The organism is Marinobacter litoralis, from assembly GCF_003336705.1.
GTDB classification, from domain to species: Bacteria; Pseudomonadota; Gammaproteobacteria; order Pseudomonadales; family Oleiphilaceae; genus Marinobacter; species Marinobacter litoralis.
Window position 1 is genome coordinate 1 of record NZ_QMDL01000005.1, and the last position, 20,872, is coordinate 20,872.

At 52.8% G+C, this 20,872-nt stretch carries 17 protein-coding genes and 5 tRNA genes; all 22 read left to right on the top strand.

Features of this window, described 5'->3' with window-relative positions; all coding sequences use genetic code 11:
- Positions 1 to 288 precede the first annotated feature (288 nt).
- The 22 genes from DOQ08_RS16230 to rpoC all read left to right on the top strand — a co-directional run bounded on the left by DOQ08_RS16230 (position 289) and on the right by rpoC (position 20,736).
- Positions 289 to 669, top strand: coding sequence for a hypothetical protein (locus DOQ08_RS16230; protein ID WP_406565369.1), 381 nt, complete (start codon positions 289 to 291; stop codon positions 667 to 669).
- Positions 588 to 914 carry a hypothetical protein gene (locus DOQ08_RS16200; protein WP_227537710.1) on the top strand — a complete coding sequence of 109 codons (327 nt, stop codon included), beginning with the start codon at positions 588 to 590 and terminating at the stop codon, positions 912 to 914. Before DOQ08_RS16230 ends, DOQ08_RS16200 begins: the two co-directional genes overlap by 82 nt.
- Before the next feature lie 12 nt (positions 915 to 926).
- Entirely contained in the window at positions 927 to 1,247 is a 321-nt protein-coding gene (locus tag DOQ08_RS16205; RefSeq protein WP_227537711.1) for a hypothetical protein, read from the top strand.
- Positions 1,248 to 2,321: a hypothetical protein gene (locus DOQ08_RS14805; protein WP_227537712.1), complete on the top strand. Its 1,074-nt coding sequence runs from the start codon at positions 1,248 to 1,250 to the stop codon at positions 2,319 to 2,321.
- A complete protein-coding gene (locus DOQ08_RS14810) occupies positions 2,260 to 4,548 on the top strand; it encodes a DUF6160 family protein (RefSeq protein ID WP_227537713.1) in 2,289 nt (762 codons plus the stop codon). Before DOQ08_RS14805 ends, DOQ08_RS14810 begins: the two co-directional genes overlap by 62 nt.
- A 108-nt stretch (positions 4,549 to 4,656) precedes the next feature.
- Positions 4,657 to 5,622 (top strand): biotin--[acetyl-CoA-carboxylase] ligase, encoded by a 966-nt coding sequence (locus tag DOQ08_RS14815; protein WP_114335771.1) that lies wholly within the window; start codon positions 4,657 to 4,659, stop codon positions 5,620 to 5,622.
- Positions 5,619 to 6,353 (top strand): type III pantothenate kinase, encoded by a 735-nt coding sequence (locus DOQ08_RS14820; RefSeq protein ID WP_114335772.1) that lies wholly within the window; start codon positions 5,619 to 5,621, stop codon positions 6,351 to 6,353. The genes DOQ08_RS14815 and DOQ08_RS14820 overlap by 4 nt, the downstream gene beginning before the upstream one ends.
- The gene (locus DOQ08_RS14825) at positions 6,350 to 6,988 is read left to right on the top strand and encodes a hypothetical protein (protein WP_114335773.1); all 639 of its coding nucleotides are present in this window, start codon (positions 6,350 to 6,352) and stop codon (positions 6,986 to 6,988) included. Before DOQ08_RS14820 ends, DOQ08_RS14825 begins: the two co-directional genes overlap by 4 nt.
- Before the next feature lie 31 nt (positions 6,989 to 7,019).
- Positions 7,020 to 7,095, top strand: a tRNA-Thr gene (locus DOQ08_RS14830).
- Positions 7,096 to 7,135: 40 nt separating this feature from the next.
- Positions 7,136 to 7,219 (top strand) — tRNA-Tyr (locus tag DOQ08_RS14835).
- Between the two features lie 10 nt (positions 7,220 to 7,229).
- Positions 7,230 to 7,304: transfer RNA gene (locus tag DOQ08_RS14840), tRNA-Gly, on the top strand.
- Between the two features lie 12 nt (positions 7,305 to 7,316).
- Positions 7,317 to 7,392 (top strand) — tRNA-Thr (locus DOQ08_RS14845).
- A 52-nt stretch (positions 7,393 to 7,444) separates the two neighbouring features.
- Entirely contained in the window at positions 7,445 to 8,641 is a 1,197-nt protein-coding gene (gene tuf / locus DOQ08_RS14850) for an elongation factor Tu (RefSeq protein WP_114335774.1), read from the top strand.
- Between the two features lie 51 nt (positions 8,642 to 8,692).
- Positions 8,693 to 8,768: transfer RNA gene (locus tag DOQ08_RS14855), tRNA-Trp, on the top strand.
- A 33-nt stretch (positions 8,769 to 8,801) separates the two neighbouring features.
- A complete protein-coding gene (gene secE, locus DOQ08_RS14860) occupies positions 8,802 to 9,170 on the top strand; it encodes a preprotein translocase subunit SecE (protein ID WP_114335775.1) in 369 nt (122 codons plus the stop codon).
- An 11-nt stretch (positions 9,171 to 9,181) separates the two neighbouring features.
- Positions 9,182 to 9,715, top strand: a complete 534-nt coding sequence (nusG, locus tag DOQ08_RS14865) for a transcription termination/antitermination protein NusG (RefSeq protein ID WP_114335776.1) — start codon at positions 9,182 to 9,184, stop codon at positions 9,713 to 9,715.
- A 118-nt stretch (positions 9,716 to 9,833) separates the two neighbouring features.
- Positions 9,834 to 10,265, top strand: a complete 432-nt coding sequence (gene rplK, locus DOQ08_RS14870; protein ID WP_114335777.1) for a 50S ribosomal protein L11 — start codon at positions 9,834 to 9,836, stop codon at positions 10,263 to 10,265.
- A gap of 1 nt (position 10,266) precedes the next feature.
- Complete coding sequence (rplA, locus tag DOQ08_RS14875) at positions 10,267 to 10,965, top strand: 50S ribosomal protein L1 (RefSeq protein WP_114335778.1); 699 nt, start codon at positions 10,267 to 10,269, stop codon at positions 10,963 to 10,965.
- Between the two features lie 215 nt (positions 10,966 to 11,180).
- Positions 11,181 to 11,711 carry a 50S ribosomal protein L10 gene (rplJ, locus tag DOQ08_RS14880; RefSeq protein WP_114335779.1) on the top strand — a complete coding sequence of 177 codons (531 nt, stop codon included), beginning with the start codon at positions 11,181 to 11,183 and terminating at the stop codon, positions 11,709 to 11,711.
- Between the two features lie 39 nt (positions 11,712 to 11,750).
- Positions 11,751 to 12,125 carry a 50S ribosomal protein L7/L12 gene (rplL, locus tag DOQ08_RS14885; RefSeq protein WP_114335780.1) on the top strand — a complete coding sequence of 125 codons (375 nt, stop codon included), beginning with the start codon at positions 11,751 to 11,753 and terminating at the stop codon, positions 12,123 to 12,125.
- 242 nt (positions 12,126 to 12,367) lie between these two features.
- Positions 12,368 to 16,444 (top strand): DNA-directed RNA polymerase subunit beta, encoded by a 4,077-nt coding sequence (gene rpoB / locus DOQ08_RS14890; protein ID WP_114335781.1) that lies wholly within the window; start codon positions 12,368 to 12,370, stop codon positions 16,442 to 16,444.
- A gap of 77 nt (positions 16,445 to 16,521) precedes the next feature.
- Entirely contained in the window at positions 16,522 to 20,736 is a 4,215-nt protein-coding gene (gene rpoC / locus DOQ08_RS14895) for a DNA-directed RNA polymerase subunit beta' (RefSeq protein ID WP_114335782.1), read from the top strand.
- The last annotated feature ends 136 nt before the right edge of the window (positions 20,737 to 20,872 follow it).

The following is a 20,872-nucleotide window of genomic DNA, read 5'->3' on the forward strand; positions in this document are numbered from 1 at the left end:
ATGGTAGTGTGGCACTTGCCCATGTGAGAGTAGGTCATCGTCAGACTCTTAATACCAAAACCCCAGCTTCGAAAGAGGCTGGGGTTTTTTCATTTATACTGCTGAAATTATGAACAGCCGCACAGTGTCAGCGACAAATTTTAGTTAATCTTTCTACCTAGTTGGCCAAAAAATAATAAGAGCCAGCCTCAGAGACACTCGTTAGTCAGTCCGTATCGCCTCCAATAACAAAGATTCTAGGTAGGTTTGGCTATGAGCATAAGAAGAGCATCGCTCTTGGCATGCCTCATGGGCATTCCGATTGCCTCGGTTGCAGGTCTACAGCCTATTACCGATCAGCAGCTATCAGAAGTGACAGGGCAGACCTTTGTTTCTATTGACCGCCCATACCACCCTGATCCTGCCCAAAACACCTCCTATACCCGTATCAATATGGGTATGGATATAGAAGTTCAAACCAATATTGACGTTCTTGAAGTGGGGCGGTACGACCGAGCAGGCGAAAGCCCGGGTCAGCCGACCTTCTTATCGAGAACTTTGCTCTGGGCTATATTAATAACCAAGCCTACTACAACGAAAACAGCACGGTGCCACAGCAATACAAGCCCGATGGCAGTCCCTACGCACAAAACGAAATCGTTCCCTTCACCATCAACAATCCTTTTATAGAGTTCGCACACGATCAGGCCACGAATGAAATCGTGGGTGTTCGGTTAGGATTTGGTGGAGCCATGGGCATGCTCTCAGGCCCAATAAAAAGTTTAACGGGTAACGTCAACATCGATCTTCTCGATAGAGGCGAGGGGCTTAAAAACGCCTCGTCTGATGGCAACCTGTTTGATCAGGTTATCGTGGCACTTGCGCCTTACCTTACCAGTGGCGATCCCATTGAGGCGAAAGCCCAGCTTCTGTAAGGCGAAGGGGCCATGATTGGTGAATTAGATCCGGTGCGTGCCGAGTATGCGGGTATCCCAAATGGCGAACAGATCGTTATTAAAGACGTTGATACCTCAACACGTGCCCTGTTGAAAATAATACGTGGTACTTCCAGTTCCGAGATAACGTTGCCCGGCTGCAATGAGTGGTATCAATCGTGCACTTTTGCCGGTCCAGGAAATGTTGAAATTGAAGTTCAACAGTGCGAGGCACTCGGAATTGATGTTTGTTTCTTAAATCTTGAGCAGGCAATAGACGGTATTCCGCGTTTGCGTACGGAGTATATAGACCGCGGACAGGGGTTGTTCTAGATGACCATATTCCGGTGTGTATTGATAGCGAGTCTCTGCATCGTGCGCCGCCTTCCGATTCTCGCGTTAGCATTTTTATTCGCCCACAGCGCTGTTGCTGAGATGAAGGGCCTTTCCGATGGAGAGATGGCTGACATTGATGGTGCGGGTATTGGCCTTGTACTTGAAAACTTCTTGTTCTCTCACGGAACTGATCAACCGGATGGTGCTGGTGAGCAGGCCAGAATTTTCAGAATTACCGGAATTAAGAGTACCGATGGCAGAGATGTGGATATCACCGTCAACCACTTATATATAGCGGGGGCGAACAGTAACTCCGGTCAGAATCTAACGCCCGTAAACAGCGGCCGGCTTACCAATCCGTGGCGTCTTGATGTGGTTGATGGAGATGAGATAGGCGTACCAGACGTAGCGGTTCTGGAGTTCGCGGCGCCAACCAAAGTGCCTGTGTCGGAGGGCTATGATTGCCTTTCCAGTTCTGCGGTAGCCGGAAGTGGGTCCTGTTCAAGCCGCCCGGCCACGGCGGATTGGCAAGGAGAGCGTGCCGACATTGGGCTCCAGATGAATGTCGCTGTAGGCGACGATCGCTCGGCAAATCTGAATATCCACGCTAGCAGCGCTGTTATTGATGCTAGCTACATACGAATTTGGGGCGACAGCGATCGTCGACAGATGGCAGGTCAGTTCCGGTTCAACTTGTATTCACCGGAAATCACAATCAATGCGTGTTCGCATGATGGCAGCACATGTGGGTCAAAAATTTCGATGTCGGACTTTGTCCTGGAACTTGCAATGGGCAACAACCAGCAGCCGGTGTTTTTTGATGTCGATGCGACCGGGAATTTCCTTTTGGAGATTGACACCATGGCGGCACCTGCTAACGGCACGATTGCTGCGAATGGGTTGAGAGCGGATAGCGATCCAGCGACTTGGGATTTCTACAACGATTACTACTCGAACCCGGTCTACAAAAGCAATGTCAGCGTCGGTAATTTCAGCGTCAGCGACCGCAATGTCGGAGGTTCAGGGGCAAAGTGGCATCACCTTAGAAATGGATCTCAGGTTATCCGCTGACCGGCTGTCTTACTATGACGACGGTCAAGGTGTGCATGTGGAAGGGATAAAAATAGGCTCTTCAGAGAGTCCGGGCAGCGCCGCTTTCCACAGAACCCGTATTGATATTGGGGCCGATGCCGGCCTAAATCTGGAATATCTTGTGGAAGACCGTCGCATCGAATTTGCTGACGTAAGGCTTGCCGGCGCGCCAGGTGTCAGTATGGGCGGGTTGTTCTTCGACCATTCGTTGGATGGTTATTTCAAGTTGAGGTCTGGTGGTGCAGTCGGCGGTGAAGGGTATACGTTCGACACAGCCTATACCGTGACAGGGGGTAGGCTCGGGTATCGAACCAATGGCAACGCAGTGTTTCTCGACGACGTCACGATGAATTTTGAAGCACTGGGGGTTACGTTGGATGTGGTAGGCAGTACGCTTCAGCTGGCTGCGCCGCGTGTGACCGGAGACTGGACCGTTGGGGCTATTCGATACAGTGACGATCCCGCGTTTCACGGCAGGAGTCATGGGGCGGATGGTTCGCTGTTACCGAGCTATGGTTCTTTGTCTGCAACCTATGACATGACAACTAGCACCGGAATAACCGCGGGGGGCCGACAAGGTGAAGGCCTGCGTATTGATAATGAAACCACCATCCATGGGGCCTCTCTTGAATACATTGATGATGGTTATGCACTGGCACTACGGGATATTACCGGGCACTACCGGATCCAGGATTTGAGGCTGGACGTAACCAACGATTGGCAGAACCGGCCTGCTGACGGGTTAACTCTGGGAAAGTTTGAAGGAGATATCAGTGTTGGCTCAATTGAAATGGGGGCCGGTGGGAACAGCGTAGGATCGGTTAATTTCAGGTTTATTTTTGAAGATCATGCGTTTAATGGTGAGAACTACACCAACGCTTTCTATCTTCTGGGCGGAGGGCACCAAGACGCCGGTCCTCAAGGCCTGCGGGTAGCCGCGGAGTGGAGCCTGAAGTTAGCTGATCTGAGCTTCACTGAGGATGGCAATCGTGTTTGGGTGAGTGGGCTTCAGTCCTGGGGGCGAGGCGATGTAACCGTTAACGTGACGCGAAATGAAGTTCGGAACGGTACTCAGTTTTATGACGGGCTAAGGGTGGGCTTCGAAAACCTAAAGGCTGGGTACCGAATCAACGGCATGAGGGTGGGTAGCGAGGATGCCCCTTTGCAGGGCGGTACTGAGCTGTTGTTGGCGATGGGCGTCTATCCGGCCTATGAATTCGAAATGGATGGCCACATTACGTTAGGCGCTGGGGGCGCGTCGGGGGATGGGCTTACTGTGAACTCCGATATTGCAATCCGAAATGGAAGAGCTGCCGTGATGGCGGCACCCTATGATGACGGTAGTGGAGAGGTTCCCCAAAAAGGATTGTGGCTAACGGATGTCACATATGATGGTCATGTACGCGATATGACCATTGATATGTCCGAAGAAGGGCTTGTCATGGAAACGGGAGAAGCCTGGAGCACTATGGATGTTGGAAACGTACGGGTCGGCACCGCTGATGATGGCGAGAGTTTTGGGCGTTTGCGACTGCAAAGCTTTGAGAAAGGAAGCACCATGGTGATTGCTCCGGGGGGAGCGGGGAATGTGTGTGTTGGCGGGACCGGAGCGACGTCAACCGCGTGCAGTGCCTCGGGAGGAATGTGGGAAGAACGAGGTGAGCAAAGAATCACCATCGGAATGAAGAAAATTCTCGCTCGTGCTGAGGGGCCGGATAAAAGGAACGCTGTCCTGTGGGAGACGTATCGCACACCAGATGGACAGGGCCAAGGAATAAACGGCACAGGTACTGGGTTGTTATTGAACGATATATATACTAGCGACGGAGAGGATTTGAATGGCGATGGTATCGTGGACAACGAGTTCGGGGTTCGAGCCAATCTTGCGGTGGACGTTTACCAGACAAAAGTGACGAAAAAGCAGGACGGCCCCGATTCACTGGGTGTAATCGGTGCTCGCGGCGATGAAAAAATCATGGACGCAAGCGCACCCCATGGTTACCGGTACGTTTCTTCGACTACGGCGGCTGACCGACTTAATCGGCCGATTGGCTTTGCGGTCAAGGCCGAGGCCCGTTTTAAGGAGCTCTCGATCAACAACGTAGATCTTATCCATCCGGTCGGTGGCGCTCAGACGGTTATTTATGGTGCTACGCTGCAAAACTTCGATATTCGATCCAATTTAACGGCCACCCCGATCCCATAGGGCGGGCCGGAACTGAAAAGAAGGGCAGCGACTGTGCTGCCCTTTTTGTTTTTTGTGGCTTGCTAGTGTTTAATTCCGTTCAGTCATTTCCTATCTGGAACCCGTTCGATGAAGCCGAATCCTTTGTTAGACCTTCTTAGCGACCATTGCGTTCATTCTGGCGAGTCGCTGGCCAAGCAGCTGGGTGTCTCCCGCACAGCCGTATGGAAGCAGATTCGAAAAGTGGAGGCCGAGGGCATAGAAATAAAAACCATCAGAGGCCAGGGCTATCAGCTAGTAACAGCGCTCGATTTGTTAGATCGGGAAAAAATTGTCGAGGGGTTGAAGGGCGCAAGCGAAGAAAAGCTCGATGTGGTGGTGCTCAAGGCGGTGGACTCAACAAACGCCGAAGTAGCCCGTCGATTGAGCGCCCCTAGTCCTGACATGCCCGTTGTGCTGGCCGATGCTCAAACCGAGGGGCGAGGCCGACGTGGTCGAAACTGGACAAGCCCCAAAGGTCAAAATCTGTATATGAGCATGGGTTTGACGCTTCGGGGTGGATTTGAGGGCTTGAGTGGACTCAGTTTGGTGCTAGGCGTGGCTGTGGTCAGGGCCTTAAGCGTATTAGGTGTAGAGGGCGCCGGGCTGAAGTGGCCGAACGACCTCTATGCCGGCGGAAAGAAATTTGGCGGCATATTGGTAGAGATTCAAGGTGAGCTGCAGGAAGGGCAGGTTCAGGTGATCGCCGGCCTAGGAATCAATGTCCATATGACAGCAGCGGCGGAGGTTGATCAGCCTTGGACAAGTCTGGCCAAACACTGGCCTGACCACAAGTGGACTCGGAATGAGTTGGCTGCGGCGGTGATTAATGCCGTGACAGAGGCTATGGGACAGTTTGAAGACCATGGCTTTGCGGGGTTTAAGGACGAGTGGCAAGGGCATGACATCTTCCTCGGCAAGCCGTTGGCGGCGAAAGATGGGACGCTATCCGGCATAGGTGCGGGAGTGGATGCCGGAGGTAATTATCAGCTGGATACGGACGCTGGGCTTAGGTCGGTAATGGCCGGTGACATCAGTTTGCGGGTGAGTGTGTGATCTTACTTATCGACTCAGGAAACACGCGGATCAAATGGCGTTTGGTTCAAGGAGTAGGGTGTGTAGCCGAGGGGGCCTCTGAACTCAGTGAGCCTGAACCTTTTTCGGGGCTGGAACAGTATTCCGAGGCGGTGAGTCGAGTCTGTGTGTCGACGGTTGGTTCTGATGCCAGTCGAGGTGCTTTAGAAGTTGCCGTAGCAAAGGTGACAGCGGCACCAGTTGCGTTTTATTGGAGCGAGTCGCAACGAGGAGGGCTTCAAAGCTCTTATCGGGACGTTTCCCGAATGGGGGCAGACCGTTGGCATGCTATGGTTGCCGCATGGGAACGATTTCAACAGGGCTGCGCTATCATTGATGCGGGCAGTGCTGTGACAGTGGATTATGTTGGTGGGGATGGTACGCACATTGGCGGATTTATCCTCCCGGGTTTGCGAATGATGCGCCGCAGCCTCAAGTTAGATGCCGCGAGAATTGGCTTCGATTTTGATGACCAGCTTAACACTCGGCCGGGCAATACGACCGGTGAGTGCGCGAATCATGGGTTGGCGTGGCTAACCGAGGGTGTCGTCCGCCAGATCCATCGTGACGCAGCGGCCTATGGTATTCCGAATATTTTGGTTACCGGGGGTGATGCAAAACGTTTTCTTGGGCTGGGGTTGAAGGCTGAGTATTGCCCGGGACTTGTACTCGACGGTCTACATCACGTTGCGGTACAGGATAGCCAACTATGAAGTGGTTGGCTCTTTGTTTGGCGCTTTTAAATCTTGGTCTTTGGTTTTTGCCCGGTCAGTTGCCGGGGGCAATGGTAAGCCCACAGGTCAGCGGCGGATTGCCGAGGGTGGCTAGCCTTAAGGCCAAGGGAACGACTCGGGACGAAACCGGGGTTGAGTCGGTTTGCCTGACCGTTGGCTGGTTCGAAACCCCCGCCTTGGCGCACGCTCTGGGGCGTACGACCGGTGTAAAGTACCAAGTTAAGCCGAAGCAGGAGTCTTTGCCAGCGTTGCATTGGGTATTGGTGCCGCCCCAGCCTGAGTCTGACGCAAAAGCCCAGGCCGATAACCTGCGTGCGCAGGGCGCTGATGTTTATGTCGTGGCGAGAGGCCAATATCGAAACGCCATTTCTTTAGGGATGTTTGAGTCCGTCAAAGCGGCTGAAAACTTAATGGCGAAAAAAAAGTCGGAAAATTTGAATGTAACGCTAGCCAAGTTCACACGTAATCGGATAGGATACGCGCTCGCTTTTGAAGTTGAATCAAGTCGGGAAACCGAAGTGCTTCAAGCGGTTGAAGCGGGTTTTGATGGAGATTTCGATTTCATCGAACGCAATGCTTGTGAAGGTGTTGCAACATCAGAAAAAAATCCGTAGTATACCGCCCTCGCTGAACGAGCGAATGTGAGCTGGCGTAGCTCAGTTGGTAGAGCAGCTGACTTGTAATCAGCAGGTCGGGGGTTCGATTCCGTCCGCCAGCTCCACTTTTTAGTTTTGAGCAGATCCGCGAAGCGGGTTTGTACTGGAGGGGTTCCCGAGTGGCCAAAGGGATCAGACTGTAAATCTGACGCGAAAGCTTCGCTGGTTCGAATCCAGCCCCCTCCACCACTTATTGCTCGCGGGCATCGTATAGTGGCTATTACCTCAGCCTTCCAAGCTGATGACGCGGGTTCGATTCCCGCTGCCCGCTCCAATTTAGTTTTTCGCTCATGTAGCTCAGTCGGTAGAGCACATCCTTGGTAAGGATGAGGTCACCGGTTCAATTCCGGTCATGAGCTCCACTTTTAATTCCGGTCAACGTTACGGTCCTGGTTGATTAGGGGGATTGGTCGAATGTCTAAAGAAAAATTTGAACGTAGTAAGCCGCACGTAAACGTCGGTACCATCGGTCACGTTGACCATGGTAAGACCACTCTGACCGCCGCTCTGACTCGTGTATGTCACGAAGTTTGGGGTACAGGTTCTGCAAGTGCTTTCGACCAGATCGATAACGCACCGGAAGAGCGTGCGCGTGGTATAACCATCGCCACTTCACACGTTGAGTATGATTCTCCTGCGCGTCACTATGCACACGTAGACTGCCCGGGCCACGCTGACTATGTTAAAAACATGATCACTGGTGCCGCTCAGATGGACGGTGCGATTCTGGTTTGTTCCGCAGCTGACGGCCCAATGCCTCAGACTCGCGAGCACATCCTGCTGTCTCGTCAGGTTGGCGTTCCTTTCATTGTTGTGTTCCTGAACAAAGCGGACATGGTTGACGATGAAGAGCTGCTTGAGCTGGTTGAGATGGAAGTTCGTGACCTGCTGAGCATGTACGACTTCCCGGGTGACGATACTCCGATCATCACCGGTTCTGCGTTGATGGCTTTGGAAGGCAAAGACGACAACGAAATGGGTACTACCGCTGTTAAGAAGCTGGTAGAAGCTCTGGATGCGTACATCCCGGATCCTGAGCGTGCTGTTGACCAGCCGTTCCTGATGCCGATCGAGGACGTATTCTCTATCTCCGGCCGTGGTACTGTTGTAACGGGTCGTGTAGAGCGCGGTATCATCAAAGTTGGTGAAGAAGTTGAAATCGTTGGTATCAAAGATACCGTGAAGACAACTTGTACTGGCGTTGAAATGTTTCGTAAGCTGCTTGACGAAGGTCGTGCTGGTGAGAACGTAGGTGTTCTGCTGCGTGGTACCAAGCGTGACGACGTTGAACGTGGTCAGGTTCTGTGCGTACCGGGTTCTATCAACCCGCACACCAAGTTTGAGTGTGAAGTGTACGTATTGTCCAAAGAAGAAGGTGGTCGTCATACTCCGTTCTTTAAGGGCTACCGTCCTCAGTTCTACTTCCGTACCACAGACGTGACCGGATCGTGCGAACTGCCGGAAGGTGTTGAAATGGTAATGCCAGGTGACAACGTTCAGATGATTGTTACTCTGATTGCTCCGATCGCCATGGAAGATGGTCTGCGCTTCGCGATTCGTGAAGGCGGCCGTACCGTTGGCGCCGGTGTTGTAGCTAAGATTATCGAGTAACCTTCGGGTTACTCGCGTACAGTGTAGTGTTGCACTGAGTTGTTTCGGTGCAGGCCAGTAGCTCAATTGGCAGAGCAGCGGTCTCCAAAACCGCAGGTTGGGGGTTCGATTCCCTCCTGGCCTGCCATTTTTTAACATCCGGATACATAAGCTGATTCCTATGGAGTCAAGAGCCGTTCAATCATCCAGTCGTTTCGATCTAGTGAAATGGCTGGTTGTTTTCGTTTTGATTGCTGCCGGCGTGGTAGGCAATCAGTATTTCAGTTCCGAGTCCGTGCTGTACCGGGTTTTGGCTCTCGTGGCGTTGGGTTTGGTGGCAGCTTTTGTTGCTCTGCAAACCGATAAGGGTCGCCGTTTTGCGACTTTGCTTAAAGAAGCGCGTGTAGAGATCCGGAAGGTAGTGTGGCCCACGAGACCTGAATTGGTGCAAACCACAGTGATTGTGGTTGTGTTCGTTCTGGTTGTGTCTTTGATTTTGTGGGGCATGGACTCGCTGATCAGTTGGCTAGTCGCCGGCTTTATCGGTTAACAGGAGTGTCAATGGCTAAGCGCTGGTACGTCGTTCATGCGTATTCTGGCTTTGAGAAGCAGGTAATGCGCGCTCTTAAAGAGCGAGTTGCTCTGGAAAGCATGGAAGACAAGTTTGGCGACATCCTGGTTCCGACCGAGGAAGTCGTTGAGATGCGTGACGGGAAAAAGCGCAAGAGTGAGCGGAAGTTCTATCCCGGCTACGTCCTGGTTCAGATGGAACTGGATGACGAGTCGTGGCACCTTGTTAAAGATACTCCGCGTGTACTTGGCTTTATCGGCGGAACCAAAGAAAAGCCAGCGCCAATCACGGAGCGTGAGGCAGAAGCAATTCTTCGTCGCGTAGAAAGTGGTGCTGACAAGCCGAAGCCGAAGACTCTGTTTGAGCCGGGTGAGGTTGTTCGGGTTATCGAAGGGCCGTTTGCCGATTTCAATGGCGTGGTCGAAGAAGTTGATTACGACAAGAGTCGTGTCAAAGTTGCCGTTTTGATCTTCGGTCGTTCGACTCCAGTAGAGCTGGAGTTTGGTCAGGTCGAAAAAGACTGACGGTAAGTGTAGAAAATTAGAGCTCGCTCGCCACGGCGTAGCGGGCTTTTTGTGTCTGCTCAGCGCAGATGTATTCACCGGGGAGCCGAAAGGCGATTGAACCCATAGGAGATCTATCATGGCAAAGAAGATTGAAGCGTATATCAAGCTTCAGGTTGCTGCCGGTCAGGCCAACCCAAGTCCCCCCGTTGGTCCTGCACTGGGTCAGCGCGGCGTAAACATCATGGAATTCTGTAAGGCGTTCAACGCCAAGACTCAGGGTGTTGAGCCTGGTCTGCCGATTCCTACTGTAATCACTGTATACAGTGATCGCAGCTTTACGTTTGTTACCAAGACTCCACCAGCTCCTGTTCTGTTGAAGAAGGCTGCTGGCGTTAAGAGTGGTTCCGGTCGCCCCAACACTGAAAAGGTTGGTACCGTGACGCGCGCTCAGTTGGAAGAAATCGCCAAGACCAAAGAGCCGGATTTGACTGCAGCCGACATGGACGCAGCGGTTCGTACCATTGCCGGAACAGCCCGTAGTATGGGCCTGACTGTGGAGGGTCTGTAAGATGGCTAAGTTGAGCAAGCGTAAGCAGCTGATTGCTGAGAAAGTAGACTCTACCCGCTCATACTCTGTTGACGAGGCTGTTGCCCTGTTGGCTGAAGTTGGTCAGGCCGTAAAGTTCAAAGAATCCGTTGATGTTGCGGTTAACCTGGGTGTAGATGCACGTAAATCTGACCAGGTAGTTCGTAGCAGCACTGTTCTGCCGCACGGCACAGGTAAAACTGTACGTGTTGCTGTCTTTACTCAGGGTGCAAACGCTGAGAAAGCAACAGCTGCCGGTGCAGACATTGTCGGCATGGACGATTTGGCTGAAGAAGTTAAGAAAGGCAACATGGATTTTGACGTGGTCATCGCGACCCCGGATGCAATGCGTGTTGTTGGTCAGCTGGGTCAGATTCTTGGTCCCCGTGGCCTGATGCCTAACCCGAAGGTTGGTACTGTAACTGCAGATGTTGAAACTGCCGTTAAAAATGCCAAAGCTGGTCAGGTTCGTTACCGTACCGACAAAAACGGTATTATCCACGCTCCGCTGGGTAACGTTGAATTCTCTGCTCAGAACATCAAGGAAAACCTTGAAGCTCTGGTTGCAGATCTTAAAAAGGCCAAGCCTGCGTCGTCTAAAGGTGTGTATCTGAAGAAGATCACTATCTCGTCGACCATGGGTCCTGGCCTGACTATTGATCAAGGCAGTTTGAGCCTCTGATCAGTAGTTACTTTGTAAGTCTAGGCGGAAGCCGAGGCTGTCAAAGACCGTAGGCCCCTGAGGCTCTTGGCAACAAGAGCCATACGGGTTAAAGCAACGCCTACGCAGACGGTGTGAAGACGTTCTCTCTGAACCCAAACACCGTAAGGCGCCCTTTTTTGAAGGGCAATGATGGGTTTGCCGGGGTTGTCCCGGCGAAATCGAGGAGAAATCCAGTGGCAATTAGACTCGAAGACAAGAAGGCGATCGTCGCTGAAGTCAACGAGACTGCTGGTGCTGCTCTGTCTGTGGTTTTGGCTGACTATCGTGGTGTTACCTCTGGTGACATGACGGCGCTTCGTGCCAAGGCTCGTGCTGAAAACGTACATCTGCAGGTTGTTCGTAACAACCTTGCAAAGATTGCGATTAAAGGTACTGAGTTCGAGTGCATCGATCCTGCGTTGGTTGGTCCGACCATTCTAGCTTTCTCAATGGAAGATCCGGGTGCCGCTGCGCGCCTGCTGAAGGATTTCGCCAAAGAGAAAGAGGCTTTCGAAATCAAGGCCCTGGCCGTCGGCGGTGAGCTGATGGGTGCGGACCAGATCGATCGCCTGGCCACTCTGCCGACGCTGCACGAAGCGTTGACGAAGCTGGCTATTGTTACACAGGCACCAGTAACCAAGCTTGCACGTACTCTGAACGATATTCCGGGCAGAATCACACGTGTAGTAGCTGCAGTTCGCGACCAGAAGCAAGACGCTGCTTGATTCTGTTGAACACCATATTTTATTTTTTGGGAGAAAGTCATGGCTCTGTCTAAAGACGATATTTTGAATGCAATTGCTGAAATGAGCGTAATGGAAGTTGTTGAGCTCGTTGAAGCTATGGAAGAGAAGTTCAACGTTTCTGCCGCTGCAGCTGTTGCTGCTGCGCCTGCAGCTGCTGCCGGTGGCGAAGCCGCTGAAGAGCAGACTGAATTTGACGTTGTTCTGACCGCTGCTGGCGACAAGAAAGTTAACGCTATCAAGGCCGTTCGTGAGCTGACAGGTCTTGGCCTGAAAGAAGCGAAAGAAATGGTTGATGGCGCTCCTTCTACTGTTAAGGAAGGCGCTAGCAAGGAAGAGGCTGAAGAAGCCAAGAAGAAGCTTGAGGAAGCAGGCGCTTCTGTTGAGCTTAAGTAATAGTCGGTTGTTGATCGACACCGCGCCATAGGCGCGGCGAGGCTGGTGGCTATATGCCACCGGCCTTTTTGTGTTGTATATGCTATAGAGTCTGGTGGGTTATATTGGGTTAGTTTCAGATTTATAACCTGCAGCCAGAGTCTTGTTCAAGGCGGCGCAATATGCCGAGCAACTCGGCCCCGAAGCAGAACACATGATTGCTTCTTGATACCAGGTATCAGGTCTAAAGCTGGGGAATGCAGATGACTTACTCCTACACCGAAAAAAAGCGGATTCGCAAAGACTTTAGTAAATTGCCTTCCGTGATGGACGTCCCCTATTTGCTGTCTATTCAGCTGGATTCGTTCCGGGACTTCCTACAAATGGAAGCCGCTCCTGAGGACCGCCGGGAAACCGGTCTTCACGCAGCGTTCAAATCCGTATTCCCGATTGTCAGCTACTCTGGCAACGCCGCGCTCGAGTATGTGAGCTACCGGATCGGCGATCCAGTATTTGACGTCAAGGAATGTCAGCTCCGGGGCGTTACGTACGCGGCGCCGCTGCGGGTGAAAGTCCGCTTGATCATTTATGATAGAGAATCGTCTAACAAGGCGATCAAGGACATTAAAGAACAAGAAGTCTACATGGGTGAAATGCCCCTGATGACCGAGAACGGTACCTTTGTTATTAATGGTACCGAGCGCGTTATTGTTTCCCAGCTGCACCGGTCGCCGGGTGTGTTCTTTGACCATGACAAGGGCAAAACTCACTCCTCTGGTAAGCTGCTGTATTCAGCGCGAGTGATTCCTTACCGTGGCTCATGGTTGGACTTCGAATTCGATCCGAAAGATTCCGTATTCGTTCGTATCGACCGTCGTCGTAAATTGCCTGCCTCTATTTTGTTGCGGTCTCTGGGTTACACCTCAGAGCAAATGCTGGCTATGTTCTTTGAGACCAGTAAGTTCACCGTGGGCAAAGAGGTTTGCAATCTGGAATTGGTTCCAAGCCGTCTGCGTGGTGACATCGCCACCTTCGATATCAAAGATAACGAAGGTAATGTCATTGCCGAGGAAGGGCGCCGGATTACCGCTCGTCATATCAAGCAGCTTGAGAAAGCGGGCATTACCGAGCTGGAAGTTCCTACGGAATACCTTTACGGCCGGGTTCTCGCCAAGGACATGATCGACGCGTCCACCGGTGAGGTTCTGGTTGAGTGCAACACCGAGCTGACCGAAGAGGTCATGGAAACAATCCTCGACGCCGGTGTGACAGAGCTAGAAACCCTTTACACCAACGACCTTGACTGCGGACCGTTCATGTCTGACACCCTGCGTGTCGACCCGACCCGGACTCCGCTGGAAGCGTTGGTTGAAATCTACCGCATGATGCGTCCTGGCGAGCCGCCAACGAAAGAATCTGCGGAGAACCTGTTTAACAACCTGTTCTTCTCTGAAGAACGGTACGACCTGTCTGCGGTTGGCCGGATGAAGCTGAACCGTCGTCTGGGCCGTGAAGAAAGCACAGGCGAAGGCATTCTGACCCACGAAGACATCATCGACGTTCTTAAGACGTTGATCGCGATTCGTAACGGTCAAGGCCAAGTCGATGACATCGATAACTTGGGTAACCGTCGTGTTCGCTGTGTGGGCGAAATGGCGGAAAACCAGTTCCGTGTGGGTCTGGTTCGTGTAGAGCGTGCTGTTCGGGAGCGTTTGAGCCTAGCGGAAAGCGAAGGCCTGATGCCTCAGGATCTGATTAACGCGAAGCCGGTTGCGGCCGCCGTTAAAGAGTTCTTTGGTTCCAGTCAGCTGTCTCAGTTCATGGACCAAAACAACCCGCTGTCCGAGGTGACTCACAAACGTCGTATCTCTGCGTTGGGCCCAGGTGGTCTGACTCGTGAGCGTGCAGGCTTTGAGGTTCGAGACGTTCATCCGACTCACTACGGTCGTGTGTGCCCAATCGAAACACCGGAAGGCCCGAACATCGGCTTGATCAATTCGTTGGCGACTTACGCCCGCTCTAACTCCTACGGCTTCCTTGAAAGTCCGTACCGGAAAGTTGTGGACGGCGTGGTTACTGATGAGCTTGTGTATTTGTCTGCGATCGAAGAAAGCAACTACGTTATCGCTCAGGCGAGTGCTGCCACAGATGAAGGCAAGCGCCTGACTGACGAGCTGGTTACGGTTCGTCACCAGAACGAATTTACCGTTGCTCCGCCGGAAGCGGTCAATTTCATGGACGTATCTCCGCGCCAGGTTGTTTCTGTCGCTGCGTCTCTGATTCCGTTCCTTGAGCACGACGATGCTAACCGCGCCTTGATGGGTGCGAACATGCAGCGTCAGGCGGTTCCGACACTGATCTCTCAGGTGCCATTGGTTGGTACCGGTGTTGAGCGTACTGTTGCACAAGACTCCGGTGTGTGTGTTACCGCGCGTCGTGGTGGTGTGATTGAGAGCGTCGATGCGGCTCGTATCGTTGTTCGCGTTAATCAGGCAGAAACGGAAGCGGGTGACGCAGGTGTAGATATTTACAACCTGACGAAGTACACCCGCTCCAACCAGAACACCTGTATTAACCAGCGTTCAATCGTGCGTGAAGGCGACGAAATCGCGCGAGGCGATGTGCTGGCCGACGGTCCGTCCGTTGATTTGGGTGAGCTGGCTTTGGGCCAGAACATGCGCATCGCGTTCATGCCGTGGAACGGTTACAACTTTGAGGATTCCATCCTTATCTCCGAGAAAGTGGTTCAGGAAGATCGACTGACCACCATCCACATTCAGGAACTGACCTGTGTGGCTCGTGATACCAAGCTGGGTAGCGAAGAAATCACCGCGGATATTCCAAACGTGGGTGAGAGCGCTCTGGCTAAGCTGGACGAATCCGGCATCGTCTATATCGGTGCAGAAGTAGGCCCCGGGGATATTCTTGTTGGCAAGGTGACACCGAAAGGTGAAACCCAGCTGACGCCTGAGGAGAAGCTACTGCGTGCGATCTTCGGCGAGAAAGCGTCTGACGTGAAAGACACGTCTCAGCGGGTTCCAACAGGTACCCGTGGTACGGTGATTGACGTTCAGGTCTTCACCCGCGATGGCATCGAAAAAGATTCCCGCGCTCAAGCGATTGAGAAAGAGCAGCTTGATAAGTACCGCAAGGACTTGAAAGACGAATATCGTATTGTTGAAGGTGCAACTTTCGAGCGTCTGATGGTTGCCTTGAAGGATCAGGAAGTCATCAGCGGCCCCGGTTTGAAAAAGGGTGCTAAGCTGGATGAAGCGTACTTGGCGGAACTGCCACGTTCGGACTGGTTCAAGCTACGGATGAAAGACGAAGCCCTGAATGAGCTTCTGGAAAAATCCGAGCAAGGTCTTGAAGAGCGTAAGAAAGAACACGAAGCGCGCTTTGACGACAAGAAAGGCAAGCTACAGCAGGGCGATGATCTGGCACCGGGCGTGTTGAAGATTGTTAAGGTGTACTTGGCAATCAAACGTCGTATCCAGCCAGGCGACAAGATGGCCGGTCGTCACGGTAACAAGGGTGTTATCTCCGCGGTTATGCCCATTGAAGATATGCCATACGACGAATTCGGTAATACCGTCGACATCGTCCTGAACCCGCTGGGTGTACCTTCGCGGATGAACGTTGGTCAGGTTCTGGAAACCCACTTGGGTGCCGCAGCCAAAGGTCTGGGTGAGCGGATCAGTCTGATGCTCGATGAGCAGCGCAAAGTCGCTGAGCTTCGTGAGCTGTTGGACCAGATCTATAACCACTCGGACGAGGTGTTCAAAGTTGATCTGGATAGCCTTAGCGATAAGGAAATCCTCGAACTTTGTAACAACTTGCGTGGCGGTGTTCCAATGGCAACCCCGGTATTTGACGGTGCCGAGGAAGCTGAAGTTAAGCGGATGCTTGAGTTGGCAGGCCTGAGCACAACAGGTCAGACCAAATTGTACGACGGCCGTACCGGTGATGCGTTTGATCGCCCGGTTACTGTTGGCTATATGTACATCCTCAAGTTGAACCACTTGATTGACGACAAGATGCACGCGCGTTCGACCGGTTCGTACAGCTTGGTGACCCAGCAGCCGCTGGGTGGTAAGGCTCAGTTCGGTGGTCAGCGTTTCGGTGAGATGGAAGTCTGGGCGTTGGAGGCATACGGTGCCGCCTACACCCTGCAGGAAATGCTTACCGTTAAGTCCGATGACGTCAACGGCCGGACCAAGATGTATAAGAACATTGTCGATGGTGATCATCGTATGGAGCCGGGCATGCCCGAGTCCTTCAACGTTCTTGTCAAGGAAATCCGCTCGTTGGGTATCGACATCGAGCTGGAATCCGAGTGAGCCGAATAGTTTTTTGGCAGCGTGAGCGGGCACTTTGTGTGCCCGCCCGAGATTAACGCCATCCGGAGCTTTTACTGATGAAAGATTTACTGAATCTTCTCAAGAGCCAGAATCAGAGCAAGGAATTTGACGCCATCCGTATTGGGTTGGCATCGCCTGACATGATTCGCTCCTGGTCTTTTGGCGAAGTGAAAAAGCCTGAGACCATTAACTACCGTACCTTCAAGCCGGAGCGTGACGGTCTTTTCTGTGCCAAGATCTTCGGCCCGATCAAAGATTACGAGTGCCTGTGCGGTAAGTACAAGCGCCTGAAGCATCGCGGTGTTATCTGTGAGAAGTGTGGCGTAGAAGTCGCACTGGCCAGCGTTCGTCGTGAGCGTATGGGGCACATCGAACTGGCGAGTCCTGTTGCTCACATTTGGTTCCTGAAGTCACTGCCGTCTCGTATCGGTTTGATGCTGGACATGACTCTGCGTGATATCGAGCGGGTCCTGTACTTCGAGAGCTTTATTGTTATCGATCCGGGCATGACGACCCTGGAAAAGGGTCAGCTGCTTAACGATGAGCAGTATTACGAAGCTCTGGAAGAATTCGGTGACGAATTCGATGCCCGTATGGGTGCCGAAGCTGTTAAAGAATTGCTGCAGGATATCGACCTGCAGGAAGAGGTTGATCGTCTTCGTGAAGAGATCCCTCAGACTAACTCCGAAACCAAGATCAAGAAGTTCAGCAAGCGCCTGAAGATCCTTGAGGCCTTCCTGTACTCCGGCAATAAGCCGGGTGACATGGTTATGACTGTTCTGCCAGTTCTGCCGCCGGATTTGCGTCCGTTGGTACCACTGGATGGTGGTCGTTTCGCCACGTCTGATCTGAACGACCTCTATCGTCGTGTGATCAACCGTAACAACCGTCTCAAGCGCCTGCTGGAGCTGAATGCTCCGGACATCATCGTGCGTAACGAGAAGCGAATGCTTCAGGAAGCGGTTGATGCGTTGCTGGACAACGGTCGTCGTGGCCGTGCCATCACAGGCACCAACAAGCGTCCGCTGAAATCATTGGCAGACATGATTAAAGGTAAGCAGGGTCGTTTCCGTCAGAACCTGCTGGGTAAGCGAGTTGACTACTCTGGCCGTTCGGTCATCGTGGTTGGTCCTTACTTGCGCCTGCACCAGTGTGGTCTTCCGAAGAAGATGGCTCTGGAGCTGTTCAAGCCGTTTATCTTCTCGAAGCTTGAGCATCGCGGACTGGCCACCACCATCAAAGCCGCCAAGAAAATGGTTGAGCGTGAAGAAGGTGTGGTCTGGGACATTCTGGATGAAGTGATCCGTGAGCACCCGATTCTGTTGAACCGTGCGCCGACACTGCACCGTTTGGGTATCCAGGCATTCGAGCCAGTACTGATCGAAGGTAAAGCAATTCAGCTGCACCCGCTGGTCTGTGCGGCCTATAACGCCGACTTTGACGGTGACCAGATGGCGGTACACGTACCGTTGACTCTGGAAGCCCAGCTTGAAGCCCGTGCGTTGATGATGTCGACCAACAACGTGTTGTCGCCAGCGAACGGCGAGCCGATCATCGTTCCTTCTCAGGACGTGGTATTGGGCTTGTATTACATGACGCGTGAGCGCCATGCAGCCGTTGGTGAGGGCATCGTATTCTCAGACGTGAAAGAAGCCCATCGTGCCTATGGCGCCGGTAAGGTTGATCTTCAGGCTAAGGTGAAGATCCGCGTCAAAGAAGTTGCGATCGCAGAAGACGGATCCCGCAGCGAAGCCTACCGTATCGTGGACACCACGGTTGGTCGTGCGCTGTTGTTTGATATCGTTCCTGATGGCCTGCCGTTTGACATCGTCAACAAGCCAATGGTTAAAAAGGCGATCTCGAACCTGATCAACACCTGTTACCGTGATGCTGGCCTCAAAGATACCGTTATCTTTGCTGACCAGTTGATGTACATGGGTTACCACTATGCAACTCGCTCGGGTATCTCGATCTGCTTTAACGACTTCGAGATTCCGCCAGAGAAGTACGAGTTGGTAGACGCTGCTTCCGACGAAGTGAAGGACATCGAGAACCAGTACGCATCCGGTCTGCTGACTCAGGGTGAGAAGTACAACAAGGTTATCGATATCTGGTCCCGCGCTAACGACAAAGTGTCGAAAGCGATGATGGAGCGGCTGTCTAAAGAACAGGTTATTGGTCCCGACGGTAAGCCGGTTAAAGGCGAAGACGGCGAAGAGCTGATGCAGGAGTCTTTCAACTCCGTATACATGATGGCCGACTCTGGTGCTCGGGGTTCCGCAGCTCAGATTCGTCAGTTGTCCGGTATGCGTGGTCTGATGGCTAAGCCGGATGGCTCGATCATCGAAACACCGATCACTGCGAACTTCCGTGAGGGTCTGAACGTGCTTCAGTACTTTATCTCGACTCACGGTGCTCGTAAGGGTCTTGCGGATACCGCTCTGAAGACTGCTAACTCCGGTTACCTGACCCGTCGTCTGGTTGACGTATCCCAGGATCTGGTTGTTACCGTTGAAGACTGTGGTACCGACGAAGGCCTGTTGATGACGCCGCACATCGAAGGTGGCGACGTTGTTGTGCCTCTGGGCGACCGTGTTTTGGGTCGTGTTACCGCTCGGGATGTGTTCACTCCGACCGATAAAGACAACGCAGTTGTTGAAGCCGGCACTCTGCTTGACGAGAAGACCGTTGAGTTGGTTGAGCGTGCAGGTGTGGACGAAATCTGGGTTCGCTCTGCGATCACCTGTGAGACTCGCCACGGTATTTGCTCAATGTGCTACGGCCGTGATTTGGCCCGTGGCCACCAGGTGAACGTAGGTGAAGCTGTCGGTGTAATCGCCGCTCAGTCCATCGGTGAGCCTGGTACCCAGCTGACCATGCGTACGTTCCACATCGGTGGTGCTGCAAGCCGGGCATCTGCCGTTGACAACATCCAGGTTAAGCACGGCGGTACCGTTCGCCTGCACAACTTGAAGTCTATCGAAAAGACCGATGGTTCACTGGTTGTTATCTCTCGTTCGTCTGCCTTGGCAATTGCCGATGAGCAGGGTCGTGAGCGCGAGTGGTATAAGCTGCCATACGGTGCGGTGCTGTCTGTTAAAAACGGTGACGTGGTAGAGGCGGGTGTTGCGGTAGCAAAATGGGATCCGCACACGCACCCGATCATCGCGGAAGCGAAAGGTACGGCCAAGTTCGTCAACATGGAAGAGGGCATTACTGTCCGCACCCAGGCTGATGAGCTGACGGGTCTGTCCACGATGGAAGTTATCGACGCGAAAGAGCGTCCTGCTGCCGGTAAAGATATCCGTCCTGCGATTCAGTTGCTGGATGAGAACGGCGAAGAAGCGGAGCTTCCAGGTGGTGGCGCTGCGATCTTCTTCTTGCCAGCGAATGCTCTTGTGAGCATGTCAAATGGCGCGAAAGTGGAACTGGGTGACGTAGTAGCCCGTATTCCGCAGGAAAGCTCGAAGACGCGAGACATTACTGGTGGTCTGCCGCGTGTTGCTGACTTGTTCGAGGCGCGTCGCCCGAAAGAGTCCGCGATTCTGGCCGAAATCAGTGGTGTTGTATCGTTCGGTAAAGAAACCAAAGGCAAGAAACGCTTGGTTCTGACACCGAAAGATGGTGATGCCTACGAAGTTCTGATTCCGAAGCACCGCCAGATGAACGTGTTTGAGGGTGAAACGGTAGAGAAGGGTGAAGTAATTTCGGACGGTCCATCCAATCCGCACGACATTTTGCGTCTGCTGGGTGTGGTTGAGCTGGCGAAATACATCACCAACGAAATTCAGGACGTATACCGCCTACAGGGCGTTGTGATTAACGATAAGCACATCGAAGTTATCGTTCGTCAGATGCTGCGCAAAGTGGAAATCACCGATCCGGGCGATACCACCTTGTTGTCGGGTGATCAGGTTGAGATCACTCATGTTCTGGAAGAAAACGAAAAAGCGGAAGCGGCTGATAAAGAGCCGGCACGTTTTGATCGTCTGTTGCTGGGTATTACCAAAGCATCTCTGGCGACCGAATCGTTCATTTCTGCAGCGTCGTTCCAGGAAACAACTCGGGTTCTTACCGAAGGTGCGGTCACTGGTAAGCGTGACTACCTGCGCGGCCTGAAAGAAAACGTTGTGGTTGGTCGACTGATTCCGGCAGGTACCGGTTTGGCTTATCACAGTGCGAGACGTCGTCGTCGCGACCTGGAAGAGCAGGGCGTAACGGCAGCGGACGTAGAAGAGGCTCTGAGCGCAGAACTCAATCGCGAAATCTGATTGAAGAGCGTGCCACCCCTGGGTAGATACGTACTCGGGGGTGGTTAAAAAGAGAACAGTCGTCTTGACTGTGCCCGGGCGCAAGCTTAAACTTGCGACCCTAAATTTTACCCTCTGTATGGAGGGTAAGTTTCAT